The organism is Heliomicrobium undosum, from assembly GCF_009877425.1.
Classification (GTDB): domain Bacteria; phylum Bacillota; class Desulfitobacteriia; order Heliobacteriales; family Heliobacteriaceae; genus Heliomicrobium; species Heliomicrobium undosum.
Map to the genome: position 1 here is coordinate 376,011 of NZ_WXEY01000001.1, position 18,458 is coordinate 394,468.

Sequence of the window (18,458 nt, forward strand, 5' to 3'; positions counted from 1 at the left end):
CTGCAAACCGGGGGAGGGCATGTTTTAAAAAATACGGACAAAGCCCGGCGCTTATGCTGCCGCCAGCCTGTCCGCACACTTATGACACAATATCCAGTGTACACCGTACAACCACTGCGGTCAACGGCAAGCAGTGGAAGCGGAGAGAAACTTGGCGCCTAACACAGCCACGCCGGCAGCGTTGTCGCCTGACAGGGCCGGTGTGGCAAAGGCGAGCCGGCCGCCGACAGCGCGGTGCTCCAACCGTTCCCGCAAGCGCCGCCGCAAAAAGCCGTTGGCCGCCACGCCGCCGACGATGAGGACCTCGCGACAGCCCGTCTCCTCGATGGCCCGGCGTAGGATCTTCTCCAACGTCGACGCCAGGCAGCGCTCGATGCCGCGGGCGATGGCCGCTGACGCAGCTTTTGTAGCGATGTCGCCGAGCATATCGCCACCGGCAGCTTCATTTGCTTTACGCCACTGATCGATGAGCCGCAGCGCCTGGGCCTCCGCGCCGGAAAAACTGACATTGTAGCCTTTCACCGAGGCGGGAAAGGTAATCGCCTCGATAGCTTCGATTGAACCTTCCGCCGCTCCTTCGGCGGCGCATCCCCCGCCGTCGCACTGGGCGGCCAGCGCCTCCAGGCGCGGTCCCGCCGGGAAGGGCAACCCTAAGGCCACGCCGACGCGGTCAACCAGTTGCCCGGCGTGCAGGTCTGTCGTCGCGCCCAACTTTTCTATGGAAAAAACCGCCCCAGCCGCGTCGAACTGCACCCGCAACAGTTCCGTCGTCCCGCCGGAGAGATGGACGGAGAGAAAGCCCTTCTCCAGCAGCGCATCAGCCTGTTCACGGTCTTCCAGAGAGGCGATCCCCGCCATGATGTGCCCCTCCTGGTGGGTCGTCGCGAAGAAGGGGATACCCTGCGCCGCCGCCACCGACCGCCCAACCGCCTCGCCAGCCAAAAAGACAGGCAGATAAGCGCCTTCCTCCGGCCTCGGGCGGGTGGAGACGGCGACGGCCTCAACGCGGACTTGCCGGAGACCTTCTTTACCGGCTTCCGCTTCCCCGAACTGGCGCAACTCAGCAAACAACGCTTCCATTACATGCGGCAATTGCCGGCCATGCAAAAAAAAGGCGTCTCCCTGGCGGAGACCCCTTTCTCCCTGCTTCACGGGCAACAATTGCCGTTTCTGGGCAAGCAGCCTTCCATCGAGGCTGGCAAAGGCGACAGAGGTCGTATAGCAACTCGTGTCGATGCCCAAAACTCCGCGAATGATTTCAGTCCCCATGGGCTACACCTCGTTGACACCAGGCGGCCGAGCGTCCTGTTCGGCCATGGAAAGCGTCTCCGGGTTCGCCGCTGTTTCTGGAATCACCGTGGTCGTCACTGGGTTCGTCACTGCGGCGGGCGCACCTTCCTGCGCCGGAGTCTTTTCACCCCGCGACTCGCGGATCTCCCGGGCCAGTTGACCGAGGATGCCGTTGACGAACTTGGCCGACTCCTCATTGGCGTAGATCTTCGCCAACTCAATGGCCTCGTTGATGGCCGCGTTCAAGGGGATGTCCTTCCGAAAGAGCATCTCAAAGATAGCCACGCGAAGCAGGTTGCGGTCCACATGGGGCATCCGCTCCAGGTTCCACTCCTTAGCCAGGCGGCGAATGTTCCCGTCGATCGTCTCCCGGTTCGCCACCGCCCCTTCGACCAGTTCCCGCGCAAAGGCGGCGGCCGCCTCGCTGATCCCGAATTCTTCACTGGCGTACTGCAAGGCATCAGCCGGTTCCATCCGGCCCACATCAGCCATAAACAACGTCTGCAAGGCAGTTTCCCGCCCTTGTCGCCTGCTCAAATGTCTCGCCCCTCCCCGTATTTATGATTATTCTTACCGCAAACGGCTTTTTCTCTCTTCCTCTACGGGATCGAAGGTGATCTGGATCTCCTTCGGCTCCATGCCGGTCGACGATTCGAGCACATGGCGCGTCGCCTGCTGGATCTTTTCCCCGAGGGCAGGTAGCCCTACCTTCAAATCAGAGGCCACATGCAACGCGATGGTAATGCCGTCAGACACAGTGTGGATGCGTACCCGCAACCCCCGGATGCCGACAAAACCGGCCACAGCGCCACGGATCAGCCCCTCGATGGCCAACCGGGAGATCTGCACCTTCCCGTGGGGCGTGCGCGCCAATATCGTCATGCCCTTCATCGGCCGAGGCCAGGCCCGGAACAAAAACCACCCCGCCAAGATTAAATAGAAGATCGCCCCAACAGCCCAGGTCGCGCGAACACCCCCCTGCCGCCAGGTGGTCAAGTACCTTTCCACAGTATCAGCGCCGCCGGCGTCTGCCCCGCCGCCGCCCGAAAAAGCGGCTGCCACGATGATGATGGCAATCGCCGCCGGCGGCAACGCCACCAAAAAAGCCAGCGGACGACTCGGCCCTTCCATGCCTGACCCCTCCCCGCTCGTTTGCCCGGCAACAGGTCGGACGGGCAAAACCCCCCTGAGATCCGTCGGTCTCAGGGGGGCCTCGATCATCTCACCCGGTCATCCTCTTTTGTTTCCGGCGTGGGGAAGTTCACCCCTTGAATATGCACATTGACCTCGACGACGGTCAACCCGGTCATGCTCTCGATGGAGCGCTTCACATTTTCCTGGACGCGCTTGGCCACCTCGGGGATGCGGCTGCCGAAATTGACGATGATGTTCATGTCAATGGCCGCCTCCCGTTCACCGACCTCGACCTTGACGCCTCGGGTCAGGTTCTTGCGACCGAGCATCTCGGCGATGCCGCCGCCCAAACCGCCGCTCATCGCGGCGACGCCTTCCACTTCAGTCGCCGCCAAGCCAGCGATGGTCGCAACGACCTCCTGGGCGATACGGACGTGGCCGATATCCTGCTTGGTTGTGATGGTATCCATGTGTACGGGCACCCCCTGGTGAGGATTTCCGATGGAGAGTGTCCATCATGTAGTATTGTACCAAAGGGAGGGAGAGTATACCAGATGCGAAAGTAATAGAAAAGGCTACTTGTTATCGGGTAAATACTTCTTCAAGCATAGTAGGACGTATGTCTTATCCACAAGGATTTAAAAATCAAACGCCGAATATTACAAGTCGTTGGTCGTGTTTGCCATGGTGTTTTTTTCAATTTAACCGGTGTGGTATTCAATATGTTTTATCAATAACTTATATCTCTTTTTTATTTGAGTTTTTATTTTAATACAAAAATAACCCGTGATTAGGTCACTACTCAAAAAATCTATAAAGCGAATATGTAGTGCTATTAAAAATTTTATTACATTTAAAGAAAAGGGGTTTGAAGTCTATGAGCATTACTGAAAAAAAGGAATACTGTACACAATATTAATCACTGCTTTAACTACTGCAATCACATGGACTGTAAATGCTGGTTTAGACAAAATTAAGATTGACCATTTGGGTTTACCCGGCACTTTAGAAAAAACAGACTCGGATGTTAAGGTTCCTACTAAAGAACCCGTTTCTGAGACTGTTCAACAATCTACTGAGTCCCTAAAAAAAACCGTTACTGAGCCTTCGAAACAATCAGTAACTGAACCTGTTAAACAAGCCACTACTGAGACTAACCAAACTATTAGTAAATCTAATAAGCCTCAAATGGCGGGTTCACTTATGGTTAATTTAAATGGCATTGATAAGAATTATTCTACTAATAATCCAATTGACAATAAAGGCATTAATAGTAGTTGGACAATATTTTTTTATAGCCGGGACAGCATATATATATATCATTACCTTCTGATGTTAAAACTGGTGATACGTTTTCGGCAGAGGATGGACAAATATCAACTTTAAGTTCGGTTCCAGTATCATTTTCATTTATGTATACTGAGAAAAATGGTATTTCTTATTCTTTAGTGGAAAGGTCTTTTTATGCGTTTTGGTTAATTATAGATAAATGGGAAGGCAGGGGGGGATATGCTGAAGGAAGATTTACAGCAGAAATACGGCCGAGTATAGGTAATTCAATAATCATGAAGAATGGAAGCTTTTCCGTTAAAATTAGAGATTAATGCAAGGATGTAATATTTAATATTTCTCCTTTACCTCCTGCTGAATAATAAAGGTCTTCTGCGATTTCTGCGCAATCATAGCCCAATTCGTGGCGGGGCAACTCATTCATTTTCTCTTATAACTCGCAGCGTTCGATCCCATGCGTCTGTTCCACGTAGCCGTTTTGCCGAGCAGTCGAGCTAAACTTGTCGTGCGCATGTACAACTTGCCGTTTGAGTTAAACACATCGGAACTTGATGAACTGATCGTCGCAATCATACTCTTATCGCTCTTCGTTTCATAGACGGTTTGTGTGACGGCGCTGTGCTTCCATCCCAGTTAAGCCCGTAGCCAAATTGAGCGCCCACATTCTCACTTAAATATTGTTTTTTGGGCCATCAGGACAAAAAAAGACTGCCGACAACGACCTTTGTCGACAGTCTGGGGGCTTCGATGACGAACTCGTCGAGGGCGCGCTGCATGCGGGCGATGGACTCGTTGCGGTCGCGGCCTCGATAAGAATTACGGCTTCCTGTTGCTATAAAGTCTGGTTTCACCATTGGGAGTGGACACAGCAAATATAATATTTTCCCCGTCAGGAGATACGGCTAACGCATAAAGGTTATCCACATCTTCACTTCTAATGATCATTTTGTTAGACGCTATTTCGTACAGGAACAACTGTTTTTTGGCTCGAGAAGAGGATTCTGTAAATCCTCCCATCCTGCCGTTCCACACGTTGCTCACGGGATTGCTTTCTTCAAAATTAGCGCGTTTGATCGTCTTCTTGCCTAGATCGAGAAAACCCCACGGTTTTTCAGCGGACGGTTCTTTATAAAAGAATCGAATGATCTCGTCATTTGAAATCTGCGGATCCAAAAAGGTATTGTTATCTGGGAGATTCGTCAGTGAGGCGCTTTTATCTGCGAGGTTATACTTTGCCAGTATGCTCTTGTTGCCTTCTTTATAGGCCACAAGCACATGATTCTTATCGGCCCAATATGCTCGGTATGCGTTTACAAAGGGCAATTTTTCTGTAGAGAGAAGTTTGTTATCGGTCAGGTATACGGCGCTGGTTTTCGTTTTAAAGTCATTCTCAAGGATGAGCAGTTTATAGTTCTCTTCGTTAAAAAATACATCGTTGACGTTCGGAAACTTCTCTTTCACCTCATTAATCAGATTCCTTTTCATCTTGACGGCGTTATTTTCAATCGAGAGAACGCTATCATTTCTTATGATAGAGAAACTGTTCGGGTCTTTGATCTTAACGGATGCATCAGGATAAAGCGTATACTCGGCACATAACATAGTCACCTTGTTATTTTTTAAATCGTATTTATAGAGATCACAATTGGCGCTGCTGTCATCTGGATTGTTTTTTCCGTTAAGAACCGAGAATATAATGTTATTGTTGTCTAAAAAGTCAATTCCACTGATCGGTTTGAACTTAATTTTGCTATTTAAGTCTAATAACTCTTTGTTCTTAAACTTTCCCGATTCATTACTGACTTCTGGTTTATTCTCTTTAAGAACCTGATAGTATTGGGAACCGGGATTGTTTATTTTAAGGCTCGGTGTCGACATTTCCTGGCCTTTTTCTTGACTTCTTATGTTCACGGCATTTTCAGTTACGGGAGTCGCAGGTTTATTTGAAGTATTGCAAGCAGCCAGCGCCGGAGTTAGTAATAATGCGATAAGTACGATTGATTTCGTCTTCATAAAAACACCTCTCACTCTTCATTAAACAGCACGATAACCCCCCTATCAATCAGTTGATACGGGGGTTATCGTATTATTGTGGACGAATGTTAATAACCAAAATACTGCATTGCGTAGTAAATGTTTTGCGAAGTAAAGTCGCTATCGCTGCCAGAGGCGTCACTCGTTTTGCTTGCCCATTCGACACCACAATGTAAATGAGTGCCGCTAGAGTTGCCTTTAGAGCCTTCCGTGCCTATCTGTTGACCATGGGAAACATAGGATCCTTGTTGTATTCCGCTTTGAATCGAATTCATATGCCGGTAAAAAATCGTTTCGTTAATGTCAGAGCAATAAATAGCCACCAACCCCACAGTGGCGTCCACTTTGGTCACATAGCCAGGCGACCCCCAATGAGTAACAGGTTCCCCTGTTGTCCCTTTGATCATATCTAACCCTTCATGGGCGCCTCTTTGAGAATAGGAATAGGTTCCCCACATGTTCGTATAGTAAGGCGTAGCCGTGGTATCTCTAAAGGCGTTAGAAAAAATCCGGCCCGCATAATACGACTGGGTCTGCCGAATGGCATCCGAACTTGGAGTGCCCGATGCTTTACAAAAATAGTCGTTACCGTACCCCGGCATATTGCAATTAACATAATCCCCGGGATAGTACTGCATAACAGCAAAAGCGCTCGTGCACATCGTCAAGGAGATCAAGGCGCCGCTCAAAGCAACAGCCAGCTTTTTTGTAATTTTCATTTCTAATCACCTCTAGTTCTTCAGATTTTCCAGGTGTTTCGCTTTGATTGCCTTTTTATAACCAAGATGTTCATCATACTGTTTGTCCGCTTCATTGATTTGCTCTGTCAGTTCTTTAAGAACAGAATCGGGTTGGGTCAGGATATTGTCGTAAGATTGATATTCTTTGAGCATTTTACGGGCTGTTTCCAGCGAGATCCCTCTTTTTTGCAGTTGTTCCGCTTGTTCAGAACGAGGAGCATAGATTTTTTCCGTTTTTGCGTTCGAGTAGGCGTTAAAGTCTGCGTTTGTCCAGTTAGCATACTCGGCCTCGCTGAGTTCGGGGTAGATTCCTTTGATCAACTCTTGCTGCCTCTTCGATAGTTTCCATGACGCTTCTAACTTTTTAAAATCATCGTTATCCATGTTAGCGATATCTGTTTCGCTAAAACCCCGTTCTTTCAGTTCCTTTTTTTGGTTATCGTCCAAATCGAATAGATCATGATAGGCTTGCGCAATTTCTGCTTTGCTTTTACCCGTTACATCCACCTTGGAATCTGTGCCATTCGCATAAACCGGTAGTGATACAAAGGCGCAAATTGTAAGCGCAGAAGCAATTTTTAAGAGACGATTGTCCTTGATCAAGTGTAGTCCCCCTTCCGTAATCTTCCTTCAAGCTCAGATTTCTTTTGACGATTCGTGTCAATGAAATGAAACAATCCACTCTACAATTTGACGTTCTGGAACAGTGTCTTTTTTATCACCCCCTTTCCGAGCAGATATCCCCTCGTATAGCACTAACCGAAAATCAAAATTTTGGTTAGCCGCAATATGGTTTCGATTGCAACCAATCGACGCATATCATTGGAATTCTGTAATGATAATACGACCATATAAATGAAATTCCTTCATAATGTACCCAAAAGGAACATATTTCTCCCTAAATTTAAAAAATGTCACAATATATCTATTTGTAACTAATTATTACATGTGCTAATGTATTGAAAAAAATAGTTTATCAAAAAGCTGGTTCGAACAAATACTATGGCTTATATATTGATTAAGTAAAAAGCCGACAGCGCATAAAACGCTGCCAGCCGAATGTGCAGACCATAGCAAGCCCTCTATGTCACCTTGAAAGAAAAAAACAACCCGCCCACACATGTGGCCGGGTTGTTTCATGCATATTTACGGTTGTTAGAAGGTCTCCCGCCCTATTCCCCCATCATCCGCCGCTGGATGAAGTTCGTGTAGACTTCACCCTTCTGGAAGAAGGCGTTGCCCAGCACTTTTTGCTGGAAGGGGATGGTTGTCTTGACGCCTTCGATGACGAACTCTTCGAGGGCGCGTTGCATGCGGGCGATGGCTTCGTTGCGGTCACGGCCCCAGACGATCAGCTTGCCGACCATCGAGTCATAGGTGGGCGGGATGGTGTAGCCGGCGTAGGCGGCGCTGTCGAGGCGGACGCCCAGTCCGCCGGGGGGATGGTAAGCGGTGATCTTGCCGGGGCTCGGCATGAAGTTGCGGGCGGGGTCTTCGGCGTTGATCCGGCATTCGATGGCGTGGCCGTTGATGACGATATCGTCCTGGGTGTAGCCCAGGGGCTCGCCGGCGGCGATGCGGATCTGTTCTTTGATCAGGTCTTTGTTGGTAATCATCTCGGTGACAGGGTGCTCGACCTGGATGCGGGTGTTCATCTCAATGAAATAATAATGGCCGTGCTTGTCCAGCAGGAATTCGACGGTGCCAGCGTTCACGTAGTTGACGGACTTGGCGGCCAGGACGGCCTGTTCGCCCATCTCCTTGCGCAGTTCCGGCGAGAGAGCCGGCGACGGGGCTTCTTCCAGCAGCTTCTGGTTCCGCCGCTGGATGGAGCAGTCGCGCTCGCCCAGGTAGACCGTGTTGCCGAACTGGTCGGCCATGATCTGAAACTCGATGTGGCGGGGCTCTTCGATGTACTTTTCGATGTAGACGGCCTTGTTGCCGAAAGCGGCTTCCGCTTCGGTCTGGGCCGTCTGGAGGGCGTTGAAGAGGTCCTTGTCCGAGTGGGCGATGCGCATGCCGCGCCCGCCGCCGCCAGCCGAAGCCTTGATCATGACCGGGTAGCCGATCTCGGCGGCGATCTTTTCGGCCTCTTCCTCAGAGGTGACGATGGACTCGGAACCGGGGACGACGCGGACACCAGCCTTGATCATCGTCTCCCGCGCCACGGCCTTGGAGCCCATGGACTCGATGGCCTTGGAGCCGGGACCGATGAACTTGATCTTGCAGGTTTCGCAGATCTCGGCAAAGTACGCGTTTTCCGAGAGGAAGCCGAATCCGGGGTGGATGGCTTCCGCGCCGGAAACGGTGGCGGCGCTGATGATGTTGGGGATGTTCAGATAGCTGCGGTTCGAGGGCGCCGGTCCGACGCAGTAGGCTTCATCGGCCAGCTTGACATGGAGGGCGTCTTTGTCCATCTCCGAGTAGACGGCGACGGTCTGGATGCCCAGTTCCTTGCAGGCGCGGATGATGCGGACGGCGATCTCGCCGCGGTTGGCGATCAGGATCTTGTTAAAGAGGCTGTGGTGTCCCATTGAGGCGCCCCCTTAGGCTTTTTCAACGAGGAAAAGGGTTTGACCGTATTCGACGGGCGCGCCGTTTTCCACGAGAATTTCGACGATGGTTCCTTTGATCTCGGCTTCGATTTCGTTCATCAATTTCATGGCTTCGATGATGCAGACGGTCGTGCCGTTTTCCACCTTGCTGCCCTTTTCCACGTAGGGGCGGGCGTCGGGGGCTGGGGCGCGGTAGAAGGTGCCCACCATGGGCGAGGTGATGGCGACGACGTTCGGGTTTTTGGACAGATCGGCGGCCGGTTTGGGCGCAGGCGCGGCGGCTTCAGCGGCAGGCGCGGGGGCTGCGGCTACAGGGGCGGCGACCATAACGGGAGCAGGGGCGGCGGCGGGGGCATGGATGGCCGATCCCTTGCGGATCGCTAATTTGACGCCATCGCTTTCCACTTGCAGTTCAGCGATGTCCGTACCGTTCAGAACCTGGATGAGTTCTTTGATTTCTTGGACGTTCACCTTCGTATCCTCCTTCTGCGTGTTCCCTCTGACGGGAGCGGACTGGTTCCCCCCGGGTTGAGGGGCCGGCGGGTCTTCCTGGTTCTGAACGACCGGGGCGACCACGTGGGCTTGCGGGTTTTTCCTGTATTCGAAGAATTTTAATGCCACTTGCGGGAACAGGGCGTAGGACAGGACATCTTCCTCGCTCTTGGCCAGCGGGCCCAGTTCGCGGCGGACGCGGTCCATGGCCGGCTCCAGCAGGTCGGCGGGACGGCATTCGATCTGGGGATCGTCCTTGAGGATTTTGGTCACGATATCCTGACGAATCGGCGCCGGCGGCTTGCCGTAGAGGCCTTTCACATAGCCCTTGACCTCGCCGGGCACCAGTTTGTAGCGCTCGCCCGTGAGGACGTTTAAGACAGCCTGGGTGCCGACAATCTGGCTGGTGGGGGTGACAAGGGGCGGGTAGCCGAAGTCGGCCCGCACCTTGGGCATTTCATTCAAGACATCGTTCAGGCGGTGGCGCGCCTTCTGCTCTTCCAACTGGGTGATCAGGTTGGTGATCATGCCGCCGGGGACCTGGTGGTCGAAGACGAGCATGTCGTTGAGGCCGGTGATCCCCCGCTTGTAGCCGAGGCGCTTGCGCAGGTCCTCGAAGTACTGGGTGATCTCGAAGATGCGGTGGATGTCGAGGCCCGGGTCATAGGGGGTGTCGCTGAAGGCCCGCACCAGCGTCTCGACAGGCGGCTGGGAGGGACCGAAGGCGAGCGGCAGGGAGGCGCAATCGATGATGTCGGCGCCGGCTTCAACGCCTTTTAAGAGGGCGCCGACGGCCATGCCGCCGATGTAGTGGGTGTGCAGTTGCAAAGGAAGGTTGACCCTTTCCTTGATCAAGGTGACCAGTTCCCGCGATTTGAAGGGCAGGAGGAGGCCGGCCATGTCCTTGATGCAGAGGGAGTCAGCGCCCATCTCGGCCAGTTGGGTGGCCGTCTCCACATAGTGCTCCATCGTGTGGACAGGGCTCATCGTGTAGACGATAGAGGCCTGCACATGGGCGCCGGCTTTTTTGGCGTGGCGCATGGGCGCTTCCATGTTGCGGATATCGTTGAGGGCGTCAAAGATGCGGATGATGTCGATGCCGTTTTCGACGGCTTTGTGGACAAAGGCCTCCACCACGTCGTCGGGGTAGTGGGTGTAGCCGACAAGGGATTGGCCCCGCAGGAGCATCTGCAGGGGGGTGCGACGAAAATGCTTTTTCAGGATGCGCAGTCGTTCCCAGGGATCTTCATTCAGGTAGCGCATGCAGACATCGAAAGTGGCGCCGCCCCAAACCTCAACGGAGTGATAGCCCACCTTGTCCATCTTTTCAACGATTGGGAGCATGTCCTCCAAGCGCATACGGGTGGCCCACAGGCTCTGGTGGCCGTCCCGCAGTGTCGTCTCGGTGATTTTTACCCTGCGTTGCTCTTGCACTTGATTCCCTCCGTCTCTCCGAGCGGCACGGCGTCGTGGTTCCCTGGTTCCGCCGCTTCCGGACAAAATAGAAACTCAGGTCGTTGTTGGAGTGACAACTCCTGAGTTATTCGCTAGCGACAATGCTAGACACTTACCATATATTATAGAGTTCGGACGATTCAGACGCAAGGCGTGATTCTCCATGTATACAGAATAACCGATTTTCCCCATCAAATAAACGACTTCTGTCGAAAACCGGCTGTAGGCAGGGGGCTCGCCGCTTCCGGACGGTAACCTTACCGGTTCATCACCGATACCTCATTTGTCTTGACGCCTGTCGATCGAGCCACCAGTTCGGCGATCTTGCCCTTTTCGGCTGGTGACAACTCCCTGGCGGCGACGATCACCGATACGGTGTTGGGCTGGATCAGGACGACGGCGTCGCGGTAGCTGTTGGCGATGAGCAGCCGTTCCGTCTCCATCTCCTTTTTAATCTGCTCGCTGATCTGGAGCAGTTTTTTCTGGGCCTCCTTGCGCGTCTCGCCGGAGGACTGGTCATTGCGGACGATCTCCTGGAGGATTTCGATCTGCTGGCTGCGGACGCGTTCCCGCTCCATGCGGTATTCGGAAAAAAAGTCCTGCCCTTTGTTCTGGAACTGGCCGGGGTTGGGCAGCGCCGGGCCGGCTGTCGGGGTGGAGTCAGAGGTGGAGGTTGCGTCAGAGGCAGCGGTTGCAGACGGATTCGCGCCAGTCGATTTTCCGAAGGGAACCGCCGCAACGGGAGGTGTCTTTGAGGCGGAAGGAGACGCCGGAGCGGAAGGGGCCGCCGGCGCAGCAGAGGACGCCGGGCCGGAGGACGTCGGACCGGAAGGCGCCGGGTCCCCGAAGATCCGGTCGCTCTCTCGTAAAGCCACCGTAAAGACGAGATCGCTCATGGAATAGACGCCGAAGAATCCGACAGCCGTGACAAGGACGCCCGCCAGCAGGGCGAGGACCTTGCGGACCGGCCACTGGGGCGGGCTAGGCAGCCAGGACGGTTTTCGGATGATCCGGATTTTCATCGCTTTTCCTCCCGTGGAAAGACGCTGACCTTATGGGCTGGGATGTCGAGGAGGGTGCAGACGGCCCGGCTGATGTTCTGGCGCACATTGGCGTCTCTCGCCCCGTCGGCGACAACGAGGACGCCGGCCACCTGGTAGCGCAGTTCCCGCACGACCACCGGCTGCTCTTTGGTGGCGCTGCTTTCTTTGACCACCACGACGGTACGGCTGTCCGTGTTGTCCGAGGTCACCCGGGTACCGCCGGATTTGTCCTTTTCTTCGATCTTCTTGTTGTTGGCGTTGCTGTTGGTGGCGTATTCGGACTGGGTGCCCTGAGCGAGGCTGACGACCACTTCGGTCGCGCCGACGCCTTCAATCTTGGAGACGGCGCCGGACACACGCTCACTCAGCAGCCGCTCCTGGGCCGCCAGTTCGGATCCCCGGCCTGTCCTCGCCGCCTCTCCCGCCGGCGTCGCTGTCGTCGGCGCCGTCTCTTGACCTGGCCAGATGCCCGTACCCTGTGGACGTTCTTCATTCATCATCAGGGCGACGCCCAGGAAAACAACGACGGCGATTACAGCCAACAGCTTGTCTTTCGGCTGTTTGAGCCAGTTCATCGGTTATCCTCCCCCCGTTTCCGCCGGTTTTGTTGAAAAACCGGTCTGCTTATTCCCACAACACCCGGATTCGCTCCGGCGGGACGCCGTAGAAACCGGAAAGTGTCCGGATGATCTCCTGGGCCGTGGCCTCCCTGTCCGTCCCTTCATTTTGCGAAGGAACTACCCCTGGAGCGTTAGAAGGAACGGTTCCTTGCGCGCTAGAAGGGGCAGCGCCCGGCGCACTCGCAGGCTCCCGGACGTGGACATCATCGACCATCACCGGCGCCACCGCCTCTTTCCTTCCATTCCCTGCTTTTCCCGCCCCATCGGGCCGCAGGGTGACGGTGATTTGCCCGATGGCCGTCTTGTCTTCCCCCTGGCCGCCCAGGTCCACCTGGGCCGAAGCCGCTTGCACGCCCGGCTTGAGCCCGACCAGCGCCTCCACCTGGCGTTGCAGGCGGCTCTTCGCCTCTTCCCGGGCCTGGTGGAGTCCCTCTTCCCGCAAGGCCTCTCCCCGGCGGCGGATCTCGTCGTAGCCGGACACCGCTTGGGCAGGCATGTCCCCGCCCAGCGTAGCGGCCCAGTTGTTTTTGTTCACCCAACTCATGATCGGGTTGAGCACGGCGACCATGATGAACAATCCCGCCACCAGCCGGACGAGGGACTGCAAACGGCCGTTGGGCAGGAGCATGTCCAGCAGGGTGCCCACCAGGATGATCAACAGCACCTGTTCGATGATCTGGCGTAGGATGTCCAGGCCGCTTCCCCCCTTTACCGCAGCATGACCGTCAGGTTGCCGGCTCCGACGACGATGGTGAGCGCCAGGAAAAACATGAGCCCGACAGAGGCGACGGCGCCGAAGATCAGGGTGAGGCTGCCGCCGATCGTCTCCAAGCTGTCGGCCACGGGGCTGTCGCCGATGGGCTGGAGCAGCGCCCCGGCCAGCCGGTAGATCAGGACGAGTGCCAGAATCTTCAGCGACGGCAGGATGCAGAGGATGGCGATAATGACGAGGCCGATGAGGCCGATGCCGTTTTTGAGCAGCAGCGACGAGTTGACGATGACCTCGAAGCTGTCGGCGACGAGGCCGCCCACCACCGGTAGCAAGGCGTCGGTGGCGTATTTGGCCGTCCGCAGGGTCACGCCGTCGGCAACGGCCCCAACAGCGCCGTAGATGCTGATGACACCGAGAAAGACGGTGATGAAGAGGCCCATGGCCAGCTTGTAGCCGTCCTTGATCAGGTTCTGCAGATTTTTCACCTTGAACTGGGGAGACACGTGGTTGAGAATCCCCAGTGCGGCGGAAAAGAGGATGAGCGGAAAAATCCAGTCCTTGATCAGGGTGCTGATCAGGGTGATGGTGCCGAAGATGACAGGATGAAAGAGCGCCCCCGAGGCAAATCCGCCCATGGCTGTCAGCAGGGTGAGCAGGACCGGCAGGATGGCCTGCATGAAGCGAACCATGTCTTCGATGGCGCCCCGGCCCGTCTGGATGGCGGTATGGAAGCTGTGGATGGCGATGGTGATCAACACCATGTAGCCGACGGCAAAGGCCACCTTAGATACCGCCCCCGATTCGAAGGATGACTGGAAGTGGTTGAGGACGGCGACAACGACGGCCAGGATGATCAGTTCCCCCAGCAGCGCCGTGTTGGACAGCACCTCCTGAAAGAGATAGCCCATGACGCCCCGGAAGACCTCGCCGACGGACAGGCTCACATTGCCGTTGCGGATGTCCTCCATGATCGTGCGGGGATTCAGGGAGGGCAGGTACTTCCCCTTGTCCCGCTCCAGTTCATCGAGGACCCGTTGGAATTCGGAGAGGTCGACGGCAGGGCCTTGACCGCCGTCGCCGTTGCCGGAGGGGTCGCCGGCAGTTCCATTAATGGATACAGCAGTGGATGCACCGGATGGGCTCGATGCAGCGTTGGCGCCGGTATTGGCTATGGCGCCGAAAACGCCATCCACCCCAAGCGGTGGCGCTCCCGTCTGAACTGGCGCAACGGAAATCGGTGCCACCGGTTCGGCAGCCGCCTGTGATGGCTGCGTTCCAGACAACAAAAGGACAGACATCGACAGCGCCATCAAGGATCCAAGGCCCCATCGGGATACCCGCCTGGCGCCTTTCCATTCAAGCCATCGTCGCAAAAAGCTACCCGGCCTCATGAGGGGCCACCTCGCGGCAAGAGGCCCATCAGCGAATCCATCAAGGCCAGCAGGATCGGAAGCGCCAGCACCATCACCAGAATTTTGGCCGCCATCTCCACTTTGGAGGCGATCGTCGACTCGCCGGCGTCCCGGCAGATCTGTGCCCCGAACTCCGCGATATAGGCGATGCCGACAATCTTCAACAGCGTCGTCAGGTAGTAGCGGTTGATCTGCGCCTTGTTGGCCAAGTCCTCCAAGACCTGAATGACGGCGGAGATCTTGGTCAGCACGAACAGGAACAGGATCACCCCGGCGGCGATGCTCAGTTGGACAGCCAGTTCGGGGCGCTGCTTGCGCACGATGACCAGAAAGATGGTCGCGATGATGCCCACCCCGACAACCTGAAGAATCTCCACGGCCCACCTCCTCTCTCCACCTTCGCTCCGCCCAAGATGCTGCAAAATTTGCGCTAGGCTGCTGCGTTCATCGAGATCAGATCCCTGACAAGTAGGTATTGGATTCATGACATAGCGGTTAATAGAGGGAGAAGACCGACCGGACCTGGTCAAAGAGATCGCTGATCAGGCGAAGGACCATGAGCGTCACCAGCGCCACACCGCTGATGGCCAACAGTTGCGCCAATTCTTCCCGTTTCGCTTCTTTCAGTATGGAATAAAAAATGGCGACGACGATGCCGATGCCGGCAATCTGAAAGATCTGCAGCATGTTCATTCTCTTGTCCTCCCCCTCACCAAATGGCCAGGACAACAGCAGCCCCGAACAAAACGCCCCCGTAAGACCAGACTTTTGCCATCCGGGTTTCCGTCTCCCGCGCCTCACTCTCTAAACAGGCCAGGCGGTTTTTCACCTCTTCGATGCGGTGCAGTTGATCCTCTCGCGGCCCAGCGCCCAGGCCGAGGGCCAGCCGCGCCAGTTCTTCCGCGTCAGACCGCTGCAAGGGCGTGGCGGGCAGCCATAGCTCCAGCGACTGCAGCCAGATCTCCGACGCGGCCTGTCCTTCCGCCTCGCGCAAACGGCGGCCCGCTTCGGCAAAGAGCGATTTGACAGGCGCGCTGGCGGTCCGGCTTACCTGCTCCAGCGCGTCGGGCAGGTGGGTCGCCCTGTAGGCGATCTCCGTCGCCAGCATCCCCAAGGCCGATTGCAGCGACGCCAGGATCTGCTTCCGGCGGGAAAGATCCCTTGACGTCATCAGCCCTCCGGCGGAGAAGGCGCCGAGGATCAGCGCCGCGCCGACCAGTTTCCCCATGCACTTCCCTCCTCCAGACGGTTACCGTCGGCATCGTACAGGCCCTCCAACGTGCCGGGTCCCTCCCGGCGGCTGAGGACGACCAGGCGTTGAAAGACATTCCACTTCAGCATCCGCGACAGCCCCGGCCGGGTGAGCAACTCTTCCCGGTTCCGCCCATGGGCGGTGGCCAGCAGGGTGACGCCGCTGTGCACCGCTTCTTCGACAGCCAGCACATCCTCTTCACGGCCGATCTCGTCTGTGGCCAGCACCTGCGGTCCCATCGAACGAAGCAGCCGCAATAGCCCTTCCGCCTTCGGGCAGCCGTCCAGCACATCGGTCCGGGGACCCACGTCATTTTGGGGACAGCCGCGATAACAGGCGGCCACCTCGGAACGCTCGTCCACCAATCCGACGGTCATGCCCGGTAGACCGATTTCCGGTCGTCCCGCGCTGATCTGCCGGATAATGTCCCGCAGCAGTGTCGTTTTCCCCCCGCTGGGCGGCGAGATGATCAACGTGGAATAAAAGACCCCCTCGCCGGCGGCAAGCAGTTGGGGCAACAGGGGATCGGCCACACCGGGAAACTGGCGGGCGATGCGGATATTTAAGGAGGAAACAGGGTGGATCGTTTTCACCCGTCCCCCATCGAGGATCACCCGGCCGGCCAGTCCCACCCGGTGTCCGCCTGGCAGCGTTAAAAATCCCTGCCGGAACTCCTGTTCCAGCGCATAGACGGAACAATGGGCGATGAGATGAATCGTCTGAATCAATTCTTCCTCGGTGACGGATCGCAACAGTTGATCGCCTGTCCTGCCGCAGAGGGCCAGCGGTCGCCCGGCGCGAAGCCGGATTTCCGTTATCTCATCGATCAGCCTGGGTTGGGCGACCAATAACTCAGTCAGGAGGGAACGGAGCGATGGCGCCAAGTAGGGCAGCAGCCGGGTCGTCCAGTTTGCATCAACCCCCGGGGCATTCGGCAAACTCGGCGTGCTTGGCCCGAGCGTCATCGTTTCCGCCTTGTCTGGAACGACCATATCCGGCAGCGTCCTGCGGGAGCCCCTTTCATCAAGGACAGCCACACCATCGGAACCGCTCGTAAGGCGCCAACGCATTCTTGTCCCCCCTTTCCCTACAAAAACATATGCCCTCCTGCCAGGATTATGCAAAAAGAGAAGGCCTCTGCCCTTATCCGGCGAGGCCTTCTCTTTTCATATCAGGATACTGCGCGATTAATGGTTGTGCGATTAATGGGTGGCGATTAATGGGTGTGCGGGTGGTGGGCCGCATCATCACAGTCGCAGCCGCATTCCTCTTCCCCGCCCGTCAAAATCCGTTCTTCCATATCCTCGTCGCCTTCCTGGACGAAGATCACCTGACGGCAGGAGGGGCAGGTCACCTCCAGGTAGTCGTCGTCATCGAGCAGTTCGGCGTCGAAACAGACGTTTTCCTGGCAGGACGGGCAGGCGATCTCGACGATGTCCTCATCATCCTCATCGTCGTCATCTTCGTAAATGTCCTGCTCCAGTTGGAAGAGGTCGTCGTCCATGCTCTCCACAATCTCGTCGAGGCGTTCTTGTTCGGCTTTCAGCGTGTCGATGGTGTCGGCCATGTCGCCGAGCACCTGCAACATTTCGGTGAGCAAGCGCCCTTCCCGGGAACTGGCCCCCACGTTCATGCCCTCTGCCAAACCTTGCAGGTAGGAGATGCGCTGGCGTAACTTTTGCAAAACAAAATCCCTCCCGGATCCTTCGGATTGCCATCGGCTATCCGTAGTATCTCCGGGAGGGATCGATCTTAGGCACGATTTGACTCTCTTAGGCGCGGGAAACGTAAGCCCCCGTCCGGGTGTCGATGATCAGCATTTCCCCTTCGTTGATGAAGAAAGGAACCTGAACGATGGCGCCCGTTTCCAGAGTGGCCGGCTTGCTGCCGCCGGTGGCGGTATCGCCGCGGATACCCGGTTCGGTGGCGACGACTTTCAGTTCGACCGAGTTGGGCAGTTCGACGCCCATCAGGTTGCCGTTCCAGGTGAGCACATGGACGTTCATGTTTTCCTTCAGGAAGCGCAGTTGCTCTTCGATCTGGTTGCGCTGCAGGGTGATCTGCTCGAAGTTCTCTACATCCATGAAGGTGTAGGACTCGTCGGCATCGCTGTAGAGATACTGCATCTGACGGCGTTCGAGGCGGGCCTTGGGCACTTTTTCACCGGCCCGGAAGGTGCGTTCCACCACGGAACCGGTCTTGATGTTTTTCAGCTTCGTCCGCACGAAGGCGGCGCCTTTGCCAGGCTTGACGTGCTGGAATTCGATGACGACAAAGGCGTCGCCGTCCAATTCGATCGTCGAACCCGTCCGGAAATCGTTAGATGAGATCATGGACGAAAAATGCTCCTTCCCCTTGTTAGATGCCGAATCTGGCAGTCGGATGATGTATGATCATGAAAGCTTGCGCGCCGGAGCGGTCTTGCAGAC

General features: G+C 55.9%; 20 protein-coding genes. 1 reads left to right on the plus strand and 19 read right to left on the minus strand.

Translation table 11 applies throughout. The features are described from left to right. Positions 1-120: 120 nt before the first annotated feature. The 4 genes from GTO91_RS01770 to GTO91_RS01785 form a co-directional block, all read right to left on the minus strand. Complete coding sequence (locus tag GTO91_RS01770; protein WP_170294038.1) at positions 121-1,269, minus strand: Kae1-like domain-containing protein; 1,149 nt, start codon at positions 1,267-1,269, stop codon at positions 121-123. A 3-nt stretch (positions 1,270-1,272) separates the two neighbouring features. After that, the gene (gene nusB, locus GTO91_RS01775) at positions 1,273-1,827 is read right to left on the minus strand and encodes a transcription antitermination factor NusB (RefSeq protein WP_161253897.1); all 555 of its coding nucleotides are present in this window, start codon (positions 1,825-1,827) and stop codon (positions 1,273-1,275) included. Positions 1,828-1,860: 33 nt separating this feature from the next. Further along, a complete protein-coding gene (gene amaP / locus GTO91_RS01780) occupies positions 1,861-2,421 on the minus strand; it encodes an alkaline shock response membrane anchor protein AmaP (RefSeq protein ID WP_161253902.1) in 561 nt (186 codons plus the stop codon). A gap of 86 nt (positions 2,422-2,507) precedes the next feature. Then, the gene (locus GTO91_RS01785; RefSeq protein WP_161253905.1) at positions 2,508-2,894 is read right to left on the minus strand and encodes an Asp23/Gls24 family envelope stress response protein; all 387 of its coding nucleotides are present in this window, start codon (positions 2,892-2,894) and stop codon (positions 2,508-2,510) included. Between the two features lie 517 nt (positions 2,895-3,411). Between GTO91_RS01785 and GTO91_RS01790 the strand changes: the two genes are divergently transcribed. Continuing rightward, positions 3,412-3,810, plus strand: coding sequence for a hypothetical protein (locus GTO91_RS01790; RefSeq protein ID WP_161253908.1), 399 nt, complete (start codon positions 3,412-3,414; stop codon positions 3,808-3,810). Positions 3,811-4,530: 720 nt separating this feature from the next. Here GTO91_RS01790 and GTO91_RS01795 read toward each other — a convergent pair. From GTO91_RS01795 to efp, 15 genes are all read right to left on the minus strand, one after another. Next, entirely contained in the window at positions 4,531-5,727 is a 1,197-nt protein-coding gene (locus GTO91_RS01795; protein ID WP_161253911.1) for a hypothetical protein, read from the minus strand. 89 nt (positions 5,728-5,816) lie between these two features. Beyond that, positions 5,817-6,467 carry a M23 family metallopeptidase gene (locus tag GTO91_RS17735; RefSeq protein ID WP_170294039.1) on the minus strand — a complete coding sequence of 217 codons (651 nt, stop codon included), beginning with the start codon at positions 6,465-6,467 and terminating at the stop codon, positions 5,817-5,819. A gap of 12 nt (positions 6,468-6,479) precedes the next feature. Next, entirely contained in the window at positions 6,480-7,091 is a 612-nt protein-coding gene (locus tag GTO91_RS01810) for a hypothetical protein (protein WP_161253919.1), read from the minus strand. 569 nt (positions 7,092-7,660) lie between these two features. Next, positions 7,661-9,022: an acetyl-CoA carboxylase biotin carboxylase subunit gene (accC, locus tag GTO91_RS01815; RefSeq protein WP_161253921.1), complete on the minus strand. Its 1,362-nt coding sequence runs from the start codon at positions 9,020-9,022 to the stop codon at positions 7,661-7,663. Positions 9,023-9,034: 12 nt separating this feature from the next. Next, complete coding sequence (accB, locus tag GTO91_RS01820) at positions 9,035-10,969, minus strand: acetyl-CoA carboxylase biotin carboxyl carrier protein (RefSeq protein ID WP_161253925.1); 1,935 nt, start codon at positions 10,967-10,969, stop codon at positions 9,035-9,037. 278 nt (positions 10,970-11,247) lie between these two features. Then, complete coding sequence (locus GTO91_RS01825) at positions 11,248-12,012, minus strand: SpoIIIAH-like family protein (protein WP_161253928.1); 765 nt, start codon at positions 12,010-12,012, stop codon at positions 11,248-11,250. Further along, positions 12,009-12,608: a hypothetical protein gene (locus GTO91_RS01830; RefSeq protein WP_161253932.1), complete on the minus strand. Its 600-nt coding sequence runs from the start codon at positions 12,606-12,608 to the stop codon at positions 12,009-12,011. The genes GTO91_RS01825 and GTO91_RS01830 overlap by 4 nt, the downstream gene beginning before the upstream one ends. 49 nt (positions 12,609-12,657) lie before the next feature. Further along, on the minus strand, positions 12,658-13,317 hold the full coding sequence (locus GTO91_RS01835; RefSeq protein ID WP_161253935.1) for a stage III sporulation protein AF: 660 nt from the start codon (positions 13,315-13,317) through the stop codon (positions 12,658-12,660). Positions 13,318-13,361: 44 nt separating this feature from the next. Continuing rightward, on the minus strand, positions 13,362-14,609 hold the full coding sequence (gene spoIIIAE / locus GTO91_RS01840; RefSeq protein ID WP_328793708.1) for a stage III sporulation protein AE: 1,248 nt from the start codon (positions 14,607-14,609) through the stop codon (positions 13,362-13,364). A 143-nt stretch (positions 14,610-14,752) separates the two neighbouring features. Next, the gene (gene spoIIIAD, locus GTO91_RS01845) at positions 14,753-15,154 is read right to left on the minus strand and encodes a stage III sporulation protein AD (protein ID WP_161253938.1); all 402 of its coding nucleotides are present in this window, start codon (positions 15,152-15,154) and stop codon (positions 14,753-14,755) included. A gap of 118 nt (positions 15,155-15,272) precedes the next feature. Beyond that, positions 15,273-15,470: a stage III sporulation protein AC gene (spoIIIAC, locus tag GTO91_RS01850; RefSeq protein WP_012281657.1), complete on the minus strand. Its 198-nt coding sequence runs from the start codon at positions 15,468-15,470 to the stop codon at positions 15,273-15,275. Positions 15,471-15,486: 16 nt separating this feature from the next. Then, positions 15,487-16,005 (minus strand): stage III sporulation protein AB, encoded by a 519-nt coding sequence (locus tag GTO91_RS01855; RefSeq protein ID WP_161253943.1) that lies wholly within the window; start codon positions 16,003-16,005, stop codon positions 15,487-15,489. Beyond that, positions 15,978-17,099: a stage III sporulation protein AA gene (spoIIIAA, locus tag GTO91_RS01860; RefSeq protein WP_235918866.1), complete on the minus strand. Its 1,122-nt coding sequence runs from the start codon at positions 17,097-17,099 to the stop codon at positions 15,978-15,980. Before spoIIIAA ends, GTO91_RS01855 begins: the two co-directional genes overlap by 28 nt. Positions 17,100-17,245: 146 nt before the next feature. Further along, positions 17,246-17,713: a CD1247 N-terminal domain-containing protein gene (locus GTO91_RS01865; RefSeq protein ID WP_161253946.1), complete on the minus strand. Its 468-nt coding sequence runs from the start codon at positions 17,711-17,713 to the stop codon at positions 17,246-17,248. 88 nt (positions 17,714-17,801) lie between these two features. Next, positions 17,802-18,362 carry an elongation factor P gene (gene efp, locus GTO91_RS01870; RefSeq protein ID WP_161253950.1) on the minus strand — a complete coding sequence of 187 codons (561 nt, stop codon included), beginning with the start codon at positions 18,360-18,362 and terminating at the stop codon, positions 17,802-17,804. Between the last annotated feature and the right edge of the window lie 96 nt (positions 18,363-18,458).